This is a genomic window from Mesorhizobium sp. B2-3-2 (assembly GCF_006442295.1).
Classification (GTDB): Bacteria; Pseudomonadota; Alphaproteobacteria; order Rhizobiales; family Rhizobiaceae; genus Mesorhizobium.
The window spans coordinates 78,415-96,972 of record NZ_VFWA01000001.1; the positions used below are offsets into that span (position 1 = coordinate 78,415).

Below are 18,558 nucleotides of genomic sequence, written 5' to 3' on the forward strand. Positions count from 1 at the left end.
AGCTGGCACTACGCTTCGGCCCGGTTGGCTCGCACCGCCGCCCTTTAGGCGACATGCATCGGGACATTCAGGTCGGCGGCAACCGGCCGTTCCCGATGCGCTCGACGCGATAACGCAGGAGCCGCAAGATGCGGCTTTCGAAATTGACGCTTTCGACACGATCGAACTGCACCTGGGCACGGTCGTGTCTGGCCAGAATGGCGGCGGTGATCTGGGCGGCCTTGGCCTTCGCCGCATCGCAGTCCTTCTGCGGGTATGCGGCTTTCAGCGCGTCTTCCAGTTCGCGGGCGTGATTCTTGGCGATCTCGACATGGCGTTCCTCATGGCGCTTGATATCGGCCGACAGCGTGTCCCAGAACAGCCGCACATCCGCGTCGGCCTTGCGCGGACGGCGCCATTCGGGAAGGATGACCTTGACCTTGACGGTCACGGCGGCGTCGGCGATCCGGCACGAGCCGGACTGCCCGGCATAGCTGATGCGCGTGGTGAAGGCCATCTGCGTGGCGCCGGGATGCCGCGAACCCGTGCTCTTCACCTGCGGACCGTGTTTGGAAAGCTGCGCCTCGATGTCTTCCAGCGTCCTGCCGCCAACGGCGAAGTAGCTATATGTCTTGACGAGATTGGCCGCGCCCGCCGGAATGGCGGTGGCGGCAAGCAGCAATGCGCAAAGCAGGGTTCGTTTCATCAGGTTGCCTCTCGACCTACCTTGCTTTACGGCCATTGCCGGCGCAACGGAATTGATATGGTGCGGATCACACATGGTTGATGAGCCACACGGTTGATGAGCCCCATGGTTGATGAGCAATGACGGCGAGGCGATGGCAGTTGGCGCACGGACGTCATCTCGACCTTGGCGACAAGGCCGTGGTGGTCGGCATTCTCAATGTCACGCCCGACAGTTTTTCCGACGGCGGTCTGTTCGATGCCGCCGAAACCGCGCTGGTCCAGGCGCACCGCATGCTGGGCGAAGGCGCTCTGGTCGTCGATGTCGGCGGTGAATCGACCAGGCCGGGCGCGTCCGCGATCACGGCAGGCGAGGAGCAGGCGCGCATCCTGCCGGTGATCGAGGCGCTGGCGGGTTCCGGCGAGGTGCTGATTTCGGTCGACACCTATCGCGCCGAGACCGCGCGGCTGGCCGTGGCGGCCGGGGCGCATATCGTCAACGACGTCTGGGGCTTGCAGCGCGAGCCGGACATTGCGCGTGTCGCAGCCGAAACCGGCGCGGGGCTCATCATCATGCATACCGGGCGGGATCGCCGGAAACTGCCCGACGTCATCGCCGACCAGTTCGCATTCCTCGAAAAATCACTGGAAATCGCCCGCCGGCACGGCATTGCCGACGATCATATCGTTCTCGATGCCGGATTCGGCTTCGCCAAGGAGACGGCCGAGGATAACCTCGACCTGATGGCGCGGTTTTCCGAGCTCAACGCCCTTGGATTTCCGCTGATGGCCGGAACCTCGCGAAAACGCTTCATCGGCACCGTCACGGGCCGCGATGCCGCCGAAAGAGGGGCTGGGACTGCGGCAACGAGCGTCATACTGAGATTGAAGGGCGCCGACCTGTTTCGCGTCCACGATGTCGCAATCAACGTGGACGCGCTGGCCGTGGCGGATGCTATGCTGGCGCGCGAAACCGCCGCTTCGGAACGCTGAACCATGTATGTCATCCGCCTGAAGAACTGCGCCTTCTTTGCCCGGCACGGCGTGCTGGACGAGGAGGAGGCACTCGGCCAGCGCTTCTATGTCGACGCCTCGCTCACCGTGGAGCCCGGGCGCGCGCTGGTCGATGATGCCATCGGGGAAACCGTCAACTACGGCGTTGCCTTCACGGTGATCGAGGAGATCATCACCGGACACAGGCGCTTCCTGATCGAGGCGCTGGCCCTGGAAGTCGCAAAAGCCCTGACAGAACGCTTCCCGCAGATCAGGAAAGCCGAAATCACGGTCCGCAAGCCGAATGCGCCGGTGCCCGGCGTGCTCGATTACGTCGAGGTGACCGTTGTCTGGCCGCAGTAACACCGTCTATCTCAGCCTTGGCGGCAATCTCGGCGATCCGGCGAGTTCGATGGCGGCGGCGCTGCGCCTGCTCGACGCCGATCCCGCCACTCGCGTGGCCTCGGTCTCCTCGCTCTACCGCACGCCGCCCTGGGGCAAGCTCGACCAGCCCGACTTCCTGAATGCCGCCGCGGAACTCTCGACCCGGCTCTCGCCGCGAGCATTGCTCGACCTGTGCCTCGATGCCGAGCGCAAGCTGAAACGCGTGCGCGAGGAGCGCTGGGGGCCGCGCCTGATCGATATCGACATCCTGGTTTTCGGCGACCGCGTCATCCACGAAACCGGCCTGGAAGTGCCGCATCCGCGCATGCTTGAACGTGCCTTCGTGCTGGCGCCGCTGGCCGAGATCGCGCCCGATCTTGCCGTAAGCGGGCGAAGCGTCTCGGAGCGGCTGGCCGCCGTCGATGCGGCCGGCATCGAACGCCTGCCGTCGGGCCGCGACTGGTGGCTGGCTAGAGCAGGGTCAGCCTGAGAACCCGCCATCGTCCAGAAAGGCTTTTTCCTCCGGCGTGGTTTCGCGGCCGAGCATCTTGTTGCGGTGCGGAAAACGGCCGAAGCGCCGGATGATGTCGAGGTGTTCCTCGGCGTATTTGAGGTAGTCCGGCGCATTGGCCGCGGTGAGTTCGACCGACCGTTCCTGGTCGGCGAGCAATTCCGAATGTTCGAACGGCAGATACAGGAACACCCGCAATTCCGGTTCGAGCGCCAGGTCCTGGCCGGCCGCCACCGCTTTTCGGGCGAAATGCTTCGCCAGCGGGTCGGTGGCGTACATGTGGCCGGTGCCGCGAAAGCAGTTGCGCGGAAACTGATCGAGCAGGATCATCAACGCCAGCGAGCCTTCGGCATGCTCCGACCAGTCGTCGCATTCGCGCCGTGCAGCCGCGTAGTGCAGCTCAAGAAAGCGGTTGCGGAAATCGCCATCGAAAACATCGCTTTTTTCGAACCATGCGTCCGCTCCGGCATCACGCCAGAATCTGGTTACCGACAGGGCTCTGCTGTCCAAATCCATGCTTTTCTCCTATCGATCCGCCGGCTCGGACTTGTGCAGAACGCCGGCCGTTTCCTCGTTGAGCGCCTGGCCGGGACGGCGCGGCGTGGAGAGCGGCGTCGGGATCGGCGTGCCGATATTGCCCTTCAGGAAGCGCTGTCCAGAGCGGATGCCTTCGGCGAGTTGCGTCTCGAAGCGGGCGGTGTCGCGGCGGCGGACGTCCTCTACCACCTCGGCGACATCTTCCGGGTCGACGCCAAGGGCCTCCAGCGTCGAACCGCCAAAAACCAGCGCCGATTCGAATGTTTCACGCAGCTGGTAGTCGACGCCGGTACGGATGAGCTGTAGCGCGGTGCCTCGGTCAAAGGCGCGCGCCAGCACGGTGAGCAAGGGAAACTCGGCTTTGACGAGCTCGGCGATGCGCACGGCTGCATCGGGTTTGTCGACGCAGATGAGCACGGCGCGTGCACGCCCGGCACCGGCGGCGTGCAGGATGTCCAGCCTAGTTCCGTCGCCGTAATAAACCTTGAAGCCGAAATCAGCCGCCGCCTGGATCATCTCGACATCGTTGTCGATGATCGACACGTCGATGCCGCGCAGCAGCAATGGCTGGCTGGCGATCTGGCCGAAGCGGCCGAATCCGATGATCAGCACGCTGCCGGTCAGCCCTTCGGCGACGTCGACGCCATCCAGCGACAGCTCGTCACGTGGCGTCAGATACCGCAACGCGACGATCGCCAGCGGCGTGAGCACCATGGAGATGATGACGATGGCCGTCAGCGTCGCGTTGGCCTGGCCGTCGATGATGCCGACGGAAGCGGCAGCCGAATAGAGGACGAAGGCGAATTCGCCGCCTTGCGCCATGAAGACCGCGCGTTCCAGCGCCTCGCGATGGCCCGACTTCAGGATACGGGCGACGATGTAGATGCCGAGCGCCTTCATGACCATGTAGGCAACGACATAGACGGCGATCAGCCGCCAGTTCTGAACCACCACATGCAGGTCGAGCGACATGCCCACGGCGAGAAAGAACAGGCCGAGCAGGATGCCGCGAAACGGTTCGATGTCGGCTTCGAGCTGGTGGCGGAAGGTCGATTCGGACAGCAGCACGCCGGCCAGGAACGCGCCCATCGCCATCGACAGGCCGCTGAGCTGCATGGCAAGCGCGGATCCGAGAACGACCAGAAGGGCGGCCGCCGTCATCACCTCGCGGGCGCGGGCATCCGCCAGGATGCGGAAGAAAGGGTTGAGCAGAAAGCGTCCGGCCAGCACCAGGCCGATGATCGCGGCAAGGCCGATGCCGACCTCGGCCAGCCGCTCCGACAGGCTGGTGTCGGTGCCGCCTGGCGCCAGGAACGCGATCAGGGCCAGCAGCGGCACGATCGCCAAATCCTCCAGCAGCAGGATGGAGACGATGCGCTGGCCCTTGGGCGAGGCGATTTCGCCGCGCTCTTCCAGAAGCTGCATGACGATCGCCGTCGAGGTCAGCACGAAACCGGCGCCGGCGACGAAGGATTGCGCGATGGAAAAGCCTCCGGCTATTCCCACACCGGTCAGCAAGACCGCGCAGACCCCGACCTGAAGCGCGCCCAGGCCGAAGATCTCGCGGCGCAAGCCCCAGAGCCGCGACGGCTGCATCTCCAGCCCGATAATGAACAGGAACATGACGACGCCGAGCTCGGCGACGTGGAGGATGGCTCCCGATTCGGAAAACACACCGATGCCGAACGGGCCGATCACCACGCCCGCGGCCAGATAGCCGAGAATCGAGCCCAGGCCCATACGCTTGAAGATAGGAACGGCTACAACGCCCGCGGCGAGCAGCGCCACCACCTGAACAAGCTCGCTGCCCGCTGCCTCTGCCGCCATTCCCGCCATTCCGCTCGTTTGAGGACCGCAGCCTGTGCGGTCGGGTCAATGCGCCTCGGATCGGGCGCCAGTGTCCCAAGGATAGGGGCTTCGGTGAGCATGTAACAGCCCGAATCCCGCCGGCGGGCAATGTTGCAGGCACGTTACGCAAGTTGAGCGCGAGACCGCGTTGCATCCGGCTGCAATCGGAGGTTAAGCACGCTCGGCTTCGGCCAGTGGAGGGTGTGACGATCAAGTCGCGCCCTTTTTGAGGAGATGACTGACATGAAGAAGTTTTTGCTTGTTGCCGTCGGCCTGGCGGTGCTTGCCGGTTCGGCTTGCTCCAAGGCGCCTGAGTGCACTGCCGAGGTCGCGACCAAGAAGGCGCAGGACATGGCCGCCGCGCTGCAGGAGGCGGTTACCAAAGATCCGTCCAAGGCGGCCGATCTGACGGCCAGGGTGCAAGAGGTGACGACCAAATATCAGGGCACCACGACCCTGGCCGACGCCTGCAAGGCCTATGACGAGGTGACGGCGGCGATCAAAGGCTGATCGTCCTCGACGTCTTCAAAGGAGGCGGTGGCGATGGGCCGCCGCCTCTTTTTCGTGGTTGGTTACAGGCGGTTGATACCCGCTCAGTTCGGCGCGATGGAGCCGACTTCGATCGCGTCGACCCGCTTCAGGCTCATGCCGATCACCGGCACCAGCTGGTCCGCGACGCGGACGGCAACTGTCACCGTCATCGAATTGTCGTCGGGGATGCGGGCCTGCATGACGCCGCGCAGCTGGTTGCGGTTGATGGTGAACACCACCTTGCGGGCGTCGACCACATTGCCGCCGATGATATCGAGGCCGGCACCGGCCGCGCCGCCCATGAAGGAGCCCTTATAATCGCGCCCCTTGCGTTCGATCTTTGCCGACATTGGCTGGGTGAACATGCCCACCCGGCAGCCGCCGTCGAGCGTCATGCCCATCTTGCCGTCGGGCGTCGAGCCGGTGAAGCTGCAATTGAACTTCGTGCCCTTGTATTTGCCGGCGACGATCTCGCCCGGGCCCACCCATTTGCCTTCGGCGGACCGGAAGAACTGCTTGTCCGGCTCCGCCGCTGACGCCTGTGCGGCAATGCCGGCGACAGTGGTGATCGCGACCGCCAGGGGCAACAGGCTGGACAGAATTACGCTTTTCATCGACGACACCCGGCAACAAAGAGGCTGTTTTGGAACCAGTGCGACCATGAACAAGATTGGTTAATGCTTCGTCACTGCCAGGGTCGTCGTTCACTTGCCAGGAGGGGTGTTCTCGCTTTCCTTCCTGCTTGCGAACGATGTCAGCGCGGAGAGGAAATCGCCCAGTCCCGGCCGTTTTGCCGCACTGAAGGGCAGGGGGCGCGCCGTCTCCATCGCGGCGATGCCGATGCGTGCCGTCATCATGCCGTTGACGACGCCTTCGCCGAGCTTGGCCGAGAGGCGCGCGGCCAGGCCGTGGCCGACGATCTGCTGGACGAAACTGTCGCCGACGGCGATCGAACCGGTGACCGCCAGATGCGCCAGCACGCTGCGCGCCAAGCGAAAGAAACCCAGCGTTCCGGGCCGCCCGCCATAGAGTTCCGAAAGGCGCCGGATGAGGCGCCCGGCCTCGAACACGACATAGGCCACGTCCACGAGGGCACGGGGACTGACGGCCGTCACCAGCGACACGCGTTTGGCGGCTTCCAGGATCATGATCTTGGCCCTGGCGTCGAGAGGACCCAGGATCTCCGCTTCAGCGAGACGCACCAGATTGGCGCCATCAATGATCTCGTCGCGCAGATCGGCCAGCGCGCGCCTGCCGGCAGCCGTTTCGGGTTTGGCTGCGACGAACGCCGACAGTTCGTCGACCACCAATCGCGCCGCCTTGGGATCGTCGCGCGCAATCGCATCGAGCGCACGCTTCTGCAGCTTTTCGACCTCGGCAAGCCGGGCGATCGCCAGGAACTCGCGAATCAGGATCACCACCAGCGCCAGCAGGGCGATGGCCGCCATCCCGGCGGCCAGCCAACCCAGCCACTCGGCGCGCGCGAACAGATCGCGAATGAGCCGATCGGTCCACAGGCCGACGGCCAGCGAAACCAGCACCCCGAACGCGCCGAAGAAGATGGAGCCAAGCAATGAACGTTTCCTGCGAGCGACTGCCGGCGGCGGTTCGGCGGCAACGATGTCCGGCTCGTCGAACACGTCGATCTCCGACGGGATGACCAGCGCGACATCGCTCTTCACCGCGCGGAGCTTGCGCTGTGTGTCGGTCTGGACACGGCGCGCCTCCGGCGCCCCGGCCTGGGCACGGCGTGTCTGCGCCGCGTCCTGCTGCGATGTGGCCTCCGGTTCGATGCGGAATGCCGCCGGCTTGCGGGGCGCGGTCATGCCAGATGGTCTCCGATCAGGAACTGCAAGGCACGGTCGAGCCGGATATGCGGCAGTGACAGCGTGACGCCCTCGGACGTGCGCTCGAGTTTTGGCGGGCGAAAACGCACGAAGCGGATCGCCGGGTCGGTATTGTCCTGCCTGTGAGCTCCCTCGGGAGCTTCGAAGACGGCATCAATTTTCTCCGGTAAGTCACCGGGAAATATGGCTGTTTCAGCTTTCCCGTCAAAGGTGTCGCCATTGATCGTCTCGCCCGCGAGCGGTGTGCCGATGATGACCGGCAATGTCTCGCGGCCCTGTTTGACGGTGCCTTCCCGTGTTGCGCGCACCGCCGCCATGGCGACGACGTCGACGCCGGCGCCGGTGAAATTCGCCCGCGCCACGGCGCGGTCCGCCAGCCGCCGCACGATCGCCTGCAAGCGGTCATGGCTGTCGTGATGCAGGTGATCGGCCTTGGTGGCGGCGATCAGGATACGATCGATGCGCCGCGAGAAAAGATCGGTGAGGAAGCTGCCGCGTCCAGGACGGAAACAGGCCAGGATCTCGGTCACCGCGCGCTCCAGGTCGGCCATGGCTCCGGGGCCGGCGTTCAGCGCCTGCATGGCGTCGATCAGCACGATCTGGCGGTCGAGCCGGGTGATGTGTTCGCGGAAGAAGGGTTTGACGACATGGGTCTTGTAGGCCTCGTAGCGCCTTTCCATCATGGCGTGCAGCGAGCCGCTGCGCGGGCGCTTGTCGCCCAGGCCGGCCAGAGGCGCGAAGGTCAATGCGGGCGAGCCTTCGAGATCGCCAGGCATCAGGAAACGGCCCGGCGGCAAGGTCGAAAGCGCCCGCTCGTCGAGCTTGCAGGCTTTGAGATAGGCGGCGAAATCCTCGGCCAGGCGGCGCGCCGTCATCTCTTCGGCATCGGCGTTCGGGTCGATCTCGGCCGATAGCGCCCGCCAGGCCCGGGACAGGTCCTCGCGTACCGGCAACGCAGCCATTTCAAAGGCTTCGCGCGAAAAATCGGCGAAGGATTTGCCGAGCAGCGGCAGGTCGAGCAGCCATTCGCCGGGATAGTCGACGATGTCGACCGACAGTTTTCCGGAGGAAAACATCCTGTTCCAGCCGGAAGCCGATTCATATTCGATGGTCAGCCGCAATTCGGAGATGGCGCGTGTCGAATCGGGCCAGACGCGGTCGTTCACCAAGGCGGCGATATGGTCCTCGTACTGAAATCGCGGCACCGCGTCGTCGGGCTGCTCTTCGAGGAAAGCGCGGGCGATGCGCCCGGATTTCTGCGCCTCGAACAGCGGCAGGCGCCCGCCGTGAATAAGGTTGTGAACCAGGGCCGAGATGAAAACCGTCTTGCCCGCCCTGGAAAGGCCCGTGACGCCCAGCCGCAGCGACGGCGAAAAAAGCCCGCTGGCGCGGCCCGAAAGCGTGTCGAGGGCAATTCTCGCCTCGTCGGTGAAAGTGGTCAGCGATGATGCCAAAATGGTCTCTCGAGGCTGCGACAGGTCCGATATAGGCGTTGCCGTGGTGGTTTGGAATGGCGTCAGAGGTCGGCCGGCGTCAGGAATGCCTCGAGATAGCCGGCACCTTGGGCGGCCGCGGCAAGGTCGCCGCTGAAGCGCACGACCGCCAAGCCCGAGGTCGGGAAACCATGATTGAGCATGGCGCGGGCGCTTTCCTCGCCATCGCCGGACACCGCCATGGCGAGATCCTCCATCATCGGATTGTGGCCCACGAGCAGCATCGAACCCACCCCACCATTGTCCCGGATGAGGCTGAGGTATGCGGCTGCGTCCTCGCCATAGAGCGCGTCGACGAACAGAACCCGGCCGGTGTCGGCCCGACCGGCCACACCGTCCAGCGTCTCCTTCGCGCGCCGGGCTGTGGAGCAAAGCGTCAGATCGGGTACATAGGCGCGCGACCGCATGGCGATGCCCATCGCCTCGGCATCGGCGCGGCCGGACGCGTCGAGCGGGCGATCGAAATCACGCATGCCGGGCAGCGCCCATCCGGCCTTGGCGTGCCTCAACAGATAAAGCCTGCTCACCCAACCTCCACCGTGCCAACAGCCCGAACCGTGCCGTGATTAGCCACAAGAACGGCGCGGCGCACAATGGCAGTCGTTTTTCGGACATGACGAATCATCAGCCGGCGGCCGCGAGTTCGAAGGATTCAGTGCATAAGACCAGCCCGAATCACCCCAATCGCGCTCATCGAGGCAGATTAACAATTGCGTGAATCGGTAATCGATTGCGCTTGTGCAGGCGTTTGACCGCGAATATATAGGCGCCAAATTTGGGGCTGTTTGGGTGAGTCGAATGAACGATGCCGTTACCGCCGATTACGTACCCTCCGAAGACGAGCCGTTCATGAACGAGCGGCAGAAATCCTACTTCCGCTCAAAGCTCGTCACCTGGAAGAATGACATATTGCGCGAAGCGCGCGAAACTCTCGAAATCCTGCAGCAGGAAAACGCCAACCATCCCGATCTAGCCGACCGTGCCTCTTCGGAAACCGACCGCGCCATCGAACTCCGGGCGCGCGACCGCCAGCGGAAACTCATCGCAAAGATCGATTCGGCCTTACAGCGCATCGAGGAAGGCACTTACGGCTATTGCGAGGAGACCGGCGAGCCGATCGCGCTGAAGCGGCTGGATGCTCGCCCGATCGCAACCTTGTCGATCGAAGCGCAGGAGCGGCACGAGCGCCGCGAGAAGGTCTATCGCGACGACTAGCCTGCGGTCTGCATTCAAGAAGATTTCAGCGATATCGCTGTCGAAATGGCCGGTTTTCCGGCCATTTCTTTTTCAGACCCGGGTGATGCGCTCAAACCCCGATCGGTTTTTCGGACCGGGCGCAAGTGCTGCTCATCTTTTCTGGCTGGAGAGTTCGCCCAGAAGCCTGGTCATCTCATCGTCGAGCGACGGTGGTGTTTTTGCCACCGGCTTATTCGCCGGGCTGCTCGAGCGGGGCTGGTCGAGCGAAACCTCGAGTTCCTTCATCAGCGTTTCGTCGATGCTTTCCTGCCCCGGCGGTGGTGAAGCCGGAGGCGGGGCATGCCGGACGGCATTGACGTTTGCGGAGCCGTAGGAAGGCAGCGGCATGACATTGGTCGGCTGATAGCCCTGCGCAGCAGCCGGCTTCGGCGGCTCCGGAGCGCGCTGACGGGCGGGCGGCGTTGCGTTCACCGGCTGCGGAGCAGGTGCCTGTCTCGCCGGCGCCGGGGTGGGCTGAGGCGGACGCGGCTTTGCCACCGCGACAGGCTGCTGCGAGCCGCCATCTCCGGTCAGCGCGGGACGGCGTGGCGCAGAAAGGCGGATGTCACGCTCGACGACGACATCGGTCGGGCCGCCGATCAAAAGCAGATGCTCGATGTCGTCGCGGCGCACCAGCACCAGGCGGCGATGGCTGTCGACGGCGGTGGCGTCCATGACCGCAAGCCGCGTCTTGCGGTTCCGTCCGCCCGCGACAAAGGTGCCGAAGGTCAGGTTGCGAACGAGTTTGACGATGATGAGGACGATGACCAGCAGGACCAGCGCCGCGAAGGTCCACAGCAGTGCCGCTACATAGCCGGGGCCCGCTACGCTATCCAGCCATTGCAGCATTGGTTCCCCCTGATCGGTTTGGAAGTGACGCGACACTAGACCGTTGCGGCAGGCTACCGCAAGTTGCCTTTCACGCTTCATGAACAGCTTGAAACACAGGAGGGCCGGCCGACATCATTTTTATCTGACATTTGCGGCGCGGGCCTTTTCGCGACCAGGAGAATATGATTCAACCCGACAGGGGCGGGCGTCGGCACATATTTGCGGCGAGTATCGGAACACCGGACTTCAAGAGCAGGGGGCACATGGCCAAGGAAGCGCGCGGCGATTTCTATCCGGTACCGATCGTCGATCAGAACACGCGGCCCGGCGCCGTCACCCGGCTCGTCATCTTCATTGCCGTCCTGACGGGTGCCGCGATCGTTTTCGGCCTGTTCCGCGAGCGGCTCGGCGACCCTTTCCTGCTGGGGATGCTCGGCGTGCTGGCGATGATCGGCGTCGGCTTCCTGTTCGCCACGGCAATCGGCTTCGTGCAGATCACGCCGCGCTCGACGGGCGACGAACTGTCGAAGGCATTCGTCGATTCGATGTCGCAGGGCCTTCTGGTCACGGACACCAAGGGCCGCGTGGTCTATGCCAACCGCGCCTATGCCGATATGACCGGAGCCTCTTCCGCGGCCGACCTGAAGACGGTCGAAGGGCTGCTTTCGGATGTTCCGGAAGCTTCGGTCACCATCTACCGACTGGCCTCCGGCCTGCGTGACGGCCAGCCGGGCGACGGCGAGTTCCGGCTCGCGCAGTCGATCAAGCCCGGCGCTGAGCCCGGCGCGCGCTGGTATCGCGCCCGCGCCCGCACCTTCAGCGTGCCGGGCCAGCGGCTGCCGATGCTCGCCTGGCAACTTGCCGATATTTCGCAGGAACGCGCCGAGCAGGAGCGTTTCTTCCTGGACCTGCAGAAGGCGATCGATCATCTCGACCACGCGCCCGCCGGCTTCTTTTCCGCCGACCAGGAAGGCCGCGTCACCTACATCAACGCCACGCTCGCCGAATGGCTGGGTATCGACCTTGCCAGCTTCACGCCCGGCGCCGTCTCGCTGCCGGAGATCGTCGCCGGCGACGGCATGGCGCTGGTGCGCTCGGTCAAGGCCGACCCCGGTACGACGCGCAACGCGGTCATCGATCTCGACCTCACGACGATGACGGGCGAGGCGCTGCCGGTGCGCTTCATGCATCGCGTTTCAGCCAGCCGCGAAGGCCTCAACGGTCCGACGCGCACTATCGTGCTCAACCGCACGCAAGGCGAGGACGCCTCGGCGGACCTGCGCGCCTCGGAAGTGCGCTTTACCCGCTTCTTCAATTCGACGCCGATGGCAATCGCCGGCGTCGACGCCAGCGGGCGCATCCTGCGCACCAATGCGCCGTTCCTTTCGCTGTTTTCATCGGTCGTCGACCGGGACGCCGTCGACCGCCGCATGCGGCTCGACACGGTCATCCACGAACGTGACCGCCCGGCCTTTGCCGGGGCCTTCGAAAAGGCAAGGCAGCGGCAGGCCGATATCGAGCCGATCGACACGCTCCTGCCCGGCAACGAGGAGCGCCACATCCGTTTTTACGTCAATGCGGTCGCCGACGGCACAGGCGGCGAGGGGGCCGAGGAGTCGGCCATCGTCTACGCCGTCGAGACGACGGAGCAGAAGGCGCTCGAAGGGCAGATGGCGCAAAGCCAGAAGATGCAGGCGGTCGGCCAGCTTGCCGGCGGCATCGCGCACGACTTCAACAATGTGCTGACCGCCATCATCATGGCGTCCGACCTGCTTCTGACCAACCATCGGCCGTCGGACCCATCCTTCCCCGACATCATGAACATCAAGCAGAATGCCAACCGGGCAGCCTCGCTGGTGCGGCAGTTGCTGGCGTTTTCGCGCAAGCAGACGCTGCGGCCGGAAGTGCTGAACCTCACCGACGTGCTCGCCGATCTCAGGATGTTGCTCGCCCGTCTGGTCGGCAACGACATCAAGCTGAAGATCGACCACGGTCGCGATCTTTGGCCGGTCAAGGTCGATATCGGCCAGTTCGAGCAGGTGGTGGTCAACCTGGCGGTCAACGCGCGCGATGCAATGCCGGCGGGCGGCGACCTCACGGTGCGCACCCGCAATGTGACCGCCGAGGAGTGCAAGACCTTCCCCTACCGCGAACTCACTCCGGCAGACTATGTGGTGGCCGAGGTCGAGGACACCGGCAGCGGCATCGCGCCCGACGTGCTGAAGAAGATATTCGAACCGTTCTTCACCACCAAGGAGGTCGGCAAGGGCACCGGCCTTGGCCTGTCCATGGTCTACGGCATCATCAAGCAGACCGGCGGCTTTATCTTCTGCGATTCCGAGGTCGGCAAGGGTTCGGTCTTCCGCATTTTCCTGCCGCGCCACATCGCCGAGGCGAAGAAGGCAGACGAATCCGGGGAGGCACCGGCAGCGGCGCCTGCCAAGTCGGCCGAGACAGGCAAGGATTTGTCGGGGTCGGCCACTGTGCTGCTGGTCGAGGACGAGGATGCGGTGCGCATGGGCGGCATGCGGGCACTGACCTCGCGCGGCTATACCGTGCACGAGGCGTCCTCCGGGGTCGAGGCGCTGGAAGTGTTCGAAGCGCTCGGCGGCAAGGTCGACATCGTGGTTTCGGATGTGGTCATGCCGGAGATGGACGGGCCGACGCTGCTCGGCGAGCTGCGCAAGCGCCAGCCGGACATCAAATTCGTCTTCGTGTCCGGCTATGCCGAGGATGCTTTCGCCAGGAACCTGCCGGCGGACGCGCATTTCGGATTCCTGCCGAAACCGTTTTCGCTCAAGCAGTTGGCGACGATCGTCAAGGACATGCTGGAGTCTTAGGCCGTGAACCCATAAGTTGGGAATAGCCGAGATTGGTGGTTCCCCTGAGGGCAGCTTAGGAGGCGGAATCGCCGAATAGCGGCCGTTCAGCAAATCCGAGCAGCAAGGTTTTTGCGATCTCTCGCGCCTTCGAGGCAAGCGCCTCATCCGGCAGTTCGCCGGCGGTCCAGAACGATAGAACCCCACGAAAGGCAAATGCGAGCTGCTCCGGCAAGCTGCGCAGCGCCTCCTGCCTGCTGGCCGCGACCAAGCCTTCGCCCGCTCCAAGGGCCAGCGACCACAAGGTTGCGGAGTGCGCCAGGACCTTTCCGGGGGACGGGCCGGCCGTGCCGATCCACCCCATCACGGCCCGGTTTATCTCCGGCTCCTCCAGCATCACCTCGACCGCCGTATCGATGGCCAACAGCACGCGGCCGGCGGCATCGGCAGGCGGTGACATCCCGGCAAAGCGCTGGGCCATCGTATCGATCCGCCGCCGCGAAAGGGCGTGCATGATCGCGGCCTTGCTCCCGAACTGATTGAACGGCGTCGCGAAACTGACTCCGGCTTCGGTAGCGAGGTCGCGCATCGAGAAATCGGCCTTACCCTGTCGGAGCAGTCGCTCCGCCGCATCGATCACACGCTGGCGAAGCGGCTCACCCCGCGTGGCGGTCGGAGCGACCTTGGTCTTGTTCGGTGTCATGCTGCTATCTATATCATGATATAGTTTCAATCATAGCCTGGAGTTGAATCATGACTTCCACCCCTAAGACATTCCTTATCACCGGTGTAAGTTCCGGGCTGGGGCGAGCATTTGCAAGAGGCGCGCTTGAAGCGGGCCATCGGGTGATCGGCACCGTGCGGCGGGAGGCCGACGCCGAGATCTTCGCCGGGCTCGCGCGCGATCGCGCCCACCCGCTCTTGCTGGACGTGACCGATTTCGAGACGGTCCCGACGGCTGTCGCCGCGGCCGAACGGCAGGCGGGTCCAATCGACGTGCTGGTGAATAACGCCGGTTACGGCCATGAGGGCGTGTTGGAGGAGTCCTCCATGGACGATCTCCAGCGTCAGTTCGCCGCCAACGTCTTCGGGCCGGTCGCGATGATCAAGGCGGTGCTGCCGGGCATGCGCGAGCGGCGTTGCGGCCATATCATCAACGTCACGTCCATGGGCGGCTTCATCACCATGCCCGGGATCACCTTCTATTGCGGAAGCAAATTCGCGCTCGAAGGCATTTCCGAAGCGCTCGGCAAGGAAGTGGCAGGCTTTGGAATTCGGGTGACGGCGCTCGCTCCGGGCCAATTCCGCACGGATTGGGCAGGACGCTCGATGGATCGCACGCCGCGCTGCATTGCCGACTATGACCCGGTCATGGACCCGGTGCGCGCCGCGCGACAGGCCAAGAGCGGCAACCAACCGGGCAATCCGGCCAAGGCCGCGCAGGCGTTGCTCGTGCTGGTCGATGCTGCGAACCCCCCGGTACGGCTGTTCCTGGGCGACGACGCGCTGGGGCTGGTCGACCAGAAGCTCGACGCGATGCGGGACGAAATCAGCGCGTGGGAGGAGCTTTCGCGCTCAACCGGCTTCGTATCATGAGCGCTTCGAATGCGTCGGCTGATGAAGACGCGCCGCGCGTCTTCATCAGCCTGCATTGGGGCGGCTCGGCCTGACCGGCGGGCGAACATCCCGCCGAAGAGCAACCAAGTGAAGCGTTGCTTCAGCAAGCGGCTCTATCGCGAGCGCAACCTGATCGAGCGGTTCTTCTCTGAGCTGAAGCGCTTCCGGCGTGTCGCCACCCGCTACGACAAACTCGCCGCCAACTTCCTCGCCATGGTCCAGCATCGCCTCGATGCGGCTGTGGCTCCGCGCTTATGAGTCCTAGAACAGTTCAGCTTTGATGGAGTCGCCGACCGCTTTAACTCTTTGTTTTCGTGATGTTGTCGTCCTTAAACGAAGTTTCCGTGTATTAGCGTTCCCGAATGCCTCTTGCGCAATACTGCGACAGGGCCATGATTGTGGATGAAACGGCAGGGACGAGCTGTTGACGCCACACATCGAAGCCAGCAAGGGTGACTACGCCGACATTGTGCTGTTGCCGGGCGACCCCCAGCGCGCCGAATGGATGGCCATGACATTCCTGGAGGCCCCACGCTGCATCAACCGCCGGCGCGGTGCCCTTGGCTTTACTGGCCTGTTTCGTGGTCAGCCGATCAGCATCCAGGCGACAGGCATCGGCGGGTCTTCCTTTCTGATCTATGCGCATGAGCTGCTTGACGGCTACGGCGTGCGGACTTTGATCCGTACCGGCACCTGCGGCGGGCTGACCGCTGACGTAAAACTGCGCAGCCTCGTCATCTCGCAATCGGTGCGGCCCGAAAGCGCCCGAAGCGGTCAGGTTTTCGGCCTCTATGACGCTGCTGCCGGGCCGGACCCGACGCTGTTTGCTCGCGCATTGGCGAAGGCGGCCGAACTCGGCATTGACCATCGTGCCGGGCTGACGGCATGCAGCGACGTCTTCCACCATCCGGAGGGACGCGCCCGTTTTGCCGATGCGCAGGCAGCCGGCGCGCTCGCCGTGGACATGGAGACCAGTGCGCTTTATCGGATCTCCAGGCATTTCGGCGCCCGTGCGCTATCGATCTGCACGGTGGTCGACAATATCGACAGCGGCGAACAGACCCAATATGCAGAGCGCCAGGATCTTTTTGCCGACATGACGCGGCTGGCGCTGGAAATCGCCGCCGCCGAGCGGCCCGGTGCGTGACAGGCCCGCCGAGCCGTTCCAATTCCTGGTGCAATTCCGAACGGACATTTCAGTCCTTCGTGCAGGTCGAGGCGGTGAAGGCGCCGTCGGGCTGTCTCATGATGATGTCGAATGAGGGCGGGCCCTGACCATCCAGAGTCGCCTGAGTGAGCGACAACGAGTTGCCGCCGGCGGTGTAGCCGCCGAGCGGTCCCAGCCAGGAGATGACCCCGTTTGCGTCCATCTGGTAATTGTAGCCCTGCTGGGCGGTCCCGAAGGTGACTGGGCCGGTATAGACATTTCCCTTGATGGTGATGTCGCCGAGGTTGAGGAACATGCCGAGCAGGTAGACCTCGCAATGATAAATGCCGTCGGGCATCTTGCCGTCGCTGAAGTCGGCTCGCGCCGCCCCGGTCGCCGCCGCCAGAAACAATAGGCCGGTAGAGATGCGTGAAATTCCGGATGCCATGACGTCGCTCGGTTGAGGATCGAACTTGCCCCATTTGTGTGCCGTGCCGCAATATTGTCGCGTGCGGCCGGCTTCCGGAGATCAAAATCTAGGCATTTGACAAAATTGGACGAAAATTAGGCAAAAGTCGTGTGCGCTGCGCAAATTTCTCTCAACCAATTTTTAACCGGCCCTCACGATTTCTCTAAGTACGATATGTCAACCCACTGAAAAAATTGAGCATTAACTTCTTCCGCGAGACCGCCCCGGCGATTGGCATGGGGGTTGCTTCGTAGTGTTGCGTTGCAATCAATCAGCTAGGGAGTGTCAGGCATGAGGGGTAATTTCTCGACAATAACAAAAATGTTTTCGGCGGGGGTGTTCGCTGCCGGCCTGTCGATGTCGGCGCCCGCGAAGGCGGCCGACGACACGATCAAGGTCGGCATCCTCCATTCGCTGTCCGGCACGATGGCGATTTCGGAGACGACGCTGAAGGATGCCATGCTGATGCTCATCGACGAGCAGAACGCCAAGGGCGGCCTGCTCGGCAAGAAGCTCGAAGCGGTCGTCGTCGATCCGGCGTCCAACTGGCCGCTCTTCGCCGAGAAGGCGCGCGAGCTGATCTCCAAGGACAAGGTCGCGGCGGTGTTCGGCTGCTGGACCTCGGTGTCGCGCAAATCGGTGCTGCCGGTGTTTTCGGAACTCGACAACATCCTGTTCTATCCCGTCCAGTATGAGGGCGAGGAGAGCGAGCGCAACGTGTTCTATACGGGCGCGGCGCCGAACCAGCAGGCCATTCCGGCCGTCGACTATCTGATGAGCGAGGACGGCGGCTCGGTGAAGCGCTGGGTGCTGGAAGGCACCGACTATGTCTATCCCCGCACCACCAACAAGATCCTCGAGGCCTATCTGAAGGCCAAGGGCGTCGCGGCGGAAGACATCATGGTCAACTACACGCCGTTCGGTTTCTCCGACTGGCAGACCGAAGTCTCGGCGATCAAGAAGTTCGGCTCGGCCGGCAAGAAGACCGCCGTCGTCTCCACCGTCAACGGCGACGCCAACGTGCCGTTCTACAAGGAACTGGGCAACCAGGGCATCAAGGCCGAGGACATCCCGGTCATGGCCTTCTCTGTCGGCGAGGAGGAGCTTGCCGGTCTCGACACGGCGCCGCTGGTCGGCCATCTCGCCGCCTGGAACTATTTCGAGAGCGTCGACACGCCCGAGAACAAGAAGTTCATCGCCGACTGGCACAAGTTCATCAAGAACGACAAGCGCACCACCAACGACCCGATGGAGGCCCACTATATCGGCTTCAACATGTGGGTGAAGGCGGTCGAGAAGGCCGGCACCACCGATCCAGACAAGGTGATCGACGCCATGGTCGGAGTCTCGGTGCCGAACCTGACCGGCGGCTATTCGACGATGATGCCGAACCATCACATCACCAAGCCGGTGCTGATCGGTGAAATCCAGGCAGACGGCCAGTTCGAGACGGTCTCGCGCACGCCGGGGCTGGTGATGGGCGACGAGTGGTCGGATTACCTGCCCGATTCCAAGGACTTGATCTCCGATTGGCGGGCGCCTCTGTCCTGCGGCAACTTCAATGTCGCCACCGGCAAATGCGGCGGCAAGGGCACAAACTGATCCGCCCGGGCTGGACCTTCAGGTCCATGA

At 63.9% G+C, this 18,558-nt stretch carries 19 protein-coding genes and 1 pseudogene; 10 read left to right on the forward strand and 10 right to left on the reverse strand.

Features of this window, described 5'->3' with window-relative positions; genetic code table 11:
* Nucleotides 1–67 precede the first annotated feature (67 nt).
* Complete coding sequence (locus FJ964_RS00320) at nt 68–685, reverse strand: DUF922 domain-containing protein (protein WP_181172321.1); 618 nt, start codon at nt 683–685, stop codon at nt 68–70.
* 119 nt (nt 686–804) lie between these two features.
* Between FJ964_RS00320 and folP the strand changes: the two genes are divergently transcribed.
* The 3 genes from folP to folK are packed head-to-tail and all read left to right on the forward strand — an operon-like array spanning nt 805 to nt 2,530.
* Nucleotides 805–1,656: a dihydropteroate synthase gene (folP, locus tag FJ964_RS00325; RefSeq protein WP_140548195.1), complete on the forward strand. Its 852-nt coding sequence runs from the start codon at nt 805–807 to the stop codon at nt 1,654–1,656.
* Nucleotides 1,657–1,659: 3 nt separating this feature from the next.
* On the forward strand, nt 1,660–2,019 hold the full coding sequence (folB, locus tag FJ964_RS00330; RefSeq protein WP_140498905.1) for a dihydroneopterin aldolase: 360 nt from the start codon (nt 1,660–1,662) through the stop codon (nt 2,017–2,019).
* On the forward strand, nt 2,003–2,530 hold the full coding sequence (gene folK / locus FJ964_RS00335; protein WP_140548197.1) for a 2-amino-4-hydroxy-6-hydroxymethyldihydropteridine diphosphokinase: 528 nt from the start codon (nt 2,003–2,005) through the stop codon (nt 2,528–2,530). The genes folB and folK overlap by 17 nt, the downstream gene beginning before the upstream one ends.
* Here the strand turns inward: folK and FJ964_RS00340 are convergent.
* Nucleotides 2,522–3,067 (reverse strand): DUF924 family protein, encoded by a 546-nt coding sequence (locus FJ964_RS00340; protein ID WP_140548199.1) that lies wholly within the window; start codon nt 3,065–3,067, stop codon nt 2,522–2,524. The two genes, folK and FJ964_RS00340, sit on opposite strands and share 9 nt — an antisense overlap.
* A gap of 9 nt (nt 3,068–3,076) precedes the next feature.
* Nucleotides 3,077–4,915: a monovalent cation:proton antiporter-2 (CPA2) family protein gene (locus FJ964_RS00345; RefSeq protein ID WP_140548201.1), complete on the reverse strand. Its 1,839-nt coding sequence runs from the start codon at nt 4,913–4,915 to the stop codon at nt 3,077–3,079.
* Nucleotides 4,916–5,179: 264 nt separating this feature from the next.
* Between FJ964_RS00345 and FJ964_RS00350 the strand changes: the two genes are divergently transcribed.
* Nucleotides 5,180–5,446: a hypothetical protein gene (locus FJ964_RS00350; protein ID WP_140548203.1), complete on the forward strand. Its 267-nt coding sequence runs from the start codon at nt 5,180–5,182 to the stop codon at nt 5,444–5,446.
* 83 nt (nt 5,447–5,529) lie between these two features.
* Here the strand turns inward: FJ964_RS00350 and FJ964_RS00355 are convergent, their stop codons facing one another.
* The 4 genes from FJ964_RS00355 to FJ964_RS00370 form a co-directional block, all read right to left on the reverse strand.
* The gene (locus FJ964_RS00355; protein ID WP_140498896.1) at nt 5,530–6,081 is read right to left on the reverse strand and encodes a hypothetical protein; all 552 of its coding nucleotides are present in this window, start codon (nt 6,079–6,081) and stop codon (nt 5,530–5,532) included.
* A gap of 90 nt (nt 6,082–6,171) precedes the next feature.
* Nucleotides 6,172–7,293 carry a YcjF family protein gene (locus FJ964_RS00360; protein ID WP_140548205.1) on the reverse strand — a complete coding sequence of 374 codons (1,122 nt, stop codon included), beginning with the start codon at nt 7,291–7,293 and terminating at the stop codon, nt 6,172–6,174.
* Nucleotides 7,290–8,768, reverse strand: a complete 1,479-nt coding sequence (locus FJ964_RS00365) for a YcjX family protein (protein ID WP_140548207.1) — start codon at nt 8,766–8,768, stop codon at nt 7,290–7,292. The genes FJ964_RS00360 and FJ964_RS00365 overlap by 4 nt, the downstream gene beginning before the upstream one ends.
* 62 nt (nt 8,769–8,830) lie before the next feature.
* Nucleotides 8,831–9,334, reverse strand: coding sequence for a histidine phosphatase family protein (locus tag FJ964_RS00370; protein WP_140548209.1), 504 nt, complete (start codon nt 9,332–9,334; stop codon nt 8,831–8,833).
* A gap of 271 nt (nt 9,335–9,605) precedes the next feature.
* On the opposite strand from FJ964_RS00370, the gene dksA reads away from it, so the two are divergent.
* Complete coding sequence (gene dksA / locus FJ964_RS00375; RefSeq protein ID WP_140498888.1) at nt 9,606–10,022, forward strand: RNA polymerase-binding protein DksA; 417 nt, start codon at nt 9,606–9,608, stop codon at nt 10,020–10,022.
* Between the two features lie 132 nt (nt 10,023–10,154).
* On the opposite strand, the gene FJ964_RS00380 is transcribed toward dksA, so the two are convergent.
* Nucleotides 10,155–10,892 carry a flagellar biosynthetic protein FliO gene (locus tag FJ964_RS00380; protein ID WP_181172322.1) on the reverse strand — a complete coding sequence of 246 codons (738 nt, stop codon included), beginning with the start codon at nt 10,890–10,892 and terminating at the stop codon, nt 10,155–10,157.
* Nucleotides 10,893–11,137: 245 nt separating this feature from the next.
* Between FJ964_RS00380 and FJ964_RS00385 the strand changes: the two genes are divergently transcribed.
* Nucleotides 11,138–13,714: a response regulator gene (locus tag FJ964_RS00385; RefSeq protein WP_140548211.1), complete on the forward strand. Its 2,577-nt coding sequence runs from the start codon at nt 11,138–11,140 to the stop codon at nt 13,712–13,714.
* Nucleotides 13,715–13,769: 55 nt separating this feature from the next.
* Here FJ964_RS00385 and FJ964_RS00390 read toward each other — a convergent pair whose 3' ends face one another.
* Nucleotides 13,770–14,396 (reverse strand): TetR/AcrR family transcriptional regulator, encoded by a 627-nt coding sequence (locus tag FJ964_RS00390; protein ID WP_140548213.1) that lies wholly within the window; start codon nt 14,394–14,396, stop codon nt 13,770–13,772.
* A gap of 50 nt (nt 14,397–14,446) precedes the next feature.
* Between FJ964_RS00390 and FJ964_RS00395 the strand changes: the two genes are divergently transcribed.
* From FJ964_RS00395 to FJ964_RS00405, 3 genes and pseudogenes are all read left to right on the forward strand, one after another.
* Entirely contained in the window at nt 14,447–15,289 is an 843-nt protein-coding gene (locus FJ964_RS00395) for an oxidoreductase (RefSeq protein ID WP_140548215.1), read from the forward strand.
* An 84-nt stretch (nt 15,290–15,373) separates the two neighbouring features.
* Nucleotides 15,374–15,575, forward strand: a pseudogene (locus tag FJ964_RS00400) (transposase); the annotation flags it as partial.
* Nucleotides 15,576–15,734: 159 nt separating this feature from the next.
* Nucleotides 15,735–16,457 (forward strand): DeoD-type purine-nucleoside phosphorylase, encoded by a 723-nt coding sequence (locus tag FJ964_RS00405; protein ID WP_140548217.1) that lies wholly within the window; start codon nt 15,735–15,737, stop codon nt 16,455–16,457.
* A 49-nt stretch (nt 16,458–16,506) separates the two neighbouring features.
* On the opposite strand, the gene FJ964_RS00410 is transcribed toward FJ964_RS00405, so the two are convergent.
* The gene (locus FJ964_RS00410) at nt 16,507–16,905 is read right to left on the reverse strand and encodes a hypothetical protein (protein WP_140548219.1); all 399 of its coding nucleotides are present in this window, start codon (nt 16,903–16,905) and stop codon (nt 16,507–16,509) included.
* Between the two features lie 312 nt (nt 16,906–17,217).
* On the opposite strand from FJ964_RS00410, the gene urtA reads away from it, so the two are divergent.
* Nucleotides 17,218–18,528: an urea ABC transporter substrate-binding protein gene (gene urtA, locus FJ964_RS00415; RefSeq protein ID WP_140548221.1), complete on the forward strand. Its 1,311-nt coding sequence runs from the start codon at nt 17,218–17,220 to the stop codon at nt 18,526–18,528.
* Nucleotides 18,529–18,558: the final 30 nt, after the last annotated feature.

What these genes read in the sequence shown, in the direction of transcription:
- folP (WP_140548195.1), top strand. Translation starts at nt 805, where the DNA reads ATGACGGCGAGGCGATGGCAGTTGGCGCACGGACGTCATCTCGACCTT.
- FJ964_RS00340 (WP_140548199.1), bottom strand. Translation starts at nt 3,067, where the DNA reads ATGGATTTGGACAGCAGAGCCCTGTCGGTAACCAGATTCTGGCGTGAT.
- FJ964_RS00380 (WP_181172322.1), bottom strand. Translation starts at nt 10,892, where the DNA reads ATGCTGCAATGGCTGGATAGCGTAGCGGGCCCCGGCTATGTAGCGGCA.
- FJ964_RS00320 (WP_181172321.1), bottom strand. Translation starts at nt 685, where the DNA reads ATGAAACGAACCCTGCTTTGCGCATTGCTGCTTGCCGCCACCGCCATT.
- FJ964_RS00355 (WP_140498896.1), bottom strand. Translation starts at nt 6,081, where the DNA reads ATGAAAAGCGTAATTCTGTCCAGCCTGTTGCCCCTGGCGGTCGCGATC.
- urtA (WP_140548221.1), top strand. Translation starts at nt 17,218, where the DNA reads ATGAGGGGTAATTTCTCGACAATAACAAAAATGTTTTCGGCGGGGGTG.
- FJ964_RS00350 (WP_140548203.1), top strand. Translation starts at nt 5,180, where the DNA reads ATGAAGAAGTTTTTGCTTGTTGCCGTCGGCCTGGCGGTGCTTGCCGGT.
- folB (WP_140498905.1), top strand. Translation starts at nt 1,660, where the DNA reads ATGTATGTCATCCGCCTGAAGAACTGCGCCTTCTTTGCCCGGCACGGC.
- dksA (WP_140498888.1), top strand. Translation starts at nt 9,606, where the DNA reads ATGAACGATGCCGTTACCGCCGATTACGTACCCTCCGAAGACGAGCCG.
- FJ964_RS00390 (WP_140548213.1), bottom strand. Translation starts at nt 14,396, where the DNA reads ATGACACCGAACAAGACCAAGGTCGCTCCGACCGCCACGCGGGGTGAG.
- FJ964_RS00360 (WP_140548205.1), bottom strand. Translation starts at nt 7,293, where the DNA reads ATGACCGCGCCCCGCAAGCCGGCGGCATTCCGCATCGAACCGGAGGCC.
- FJ964_RS00410 (WP_140548219.1), bottom strand. Translation starts at nt 16,905, where the DNA reads ATGGCATCCGGAATTTCACGCATCTCTACCGGCCTATTGTTTCTGGCG.
- FJ964_RS00345 (WP_140548201.1), bottom strand. Translation starts at nt 4,915, where the DNA reads ATGGCGGCAGAGGCAGCGGGCAGCGAGCTTGTTCAGGTGGTGGCGCTG.
- FJ964_RS00395 (WP_140548215.1), top strand. Translation starts at nt 14,447, where the DNA reads ATGACTTCCACCCCTAAGACATTCCTTATCACCGGTGTAAGTTCCGGG.
- FJ964_RS00385 (WP_140548211.1), top strand. Translation starts at nt 11,138, where the DNA reads ATGGCCAAGGAAGCGCGCGGCGATTTCTATCCGGTACCGATCGTCGAT.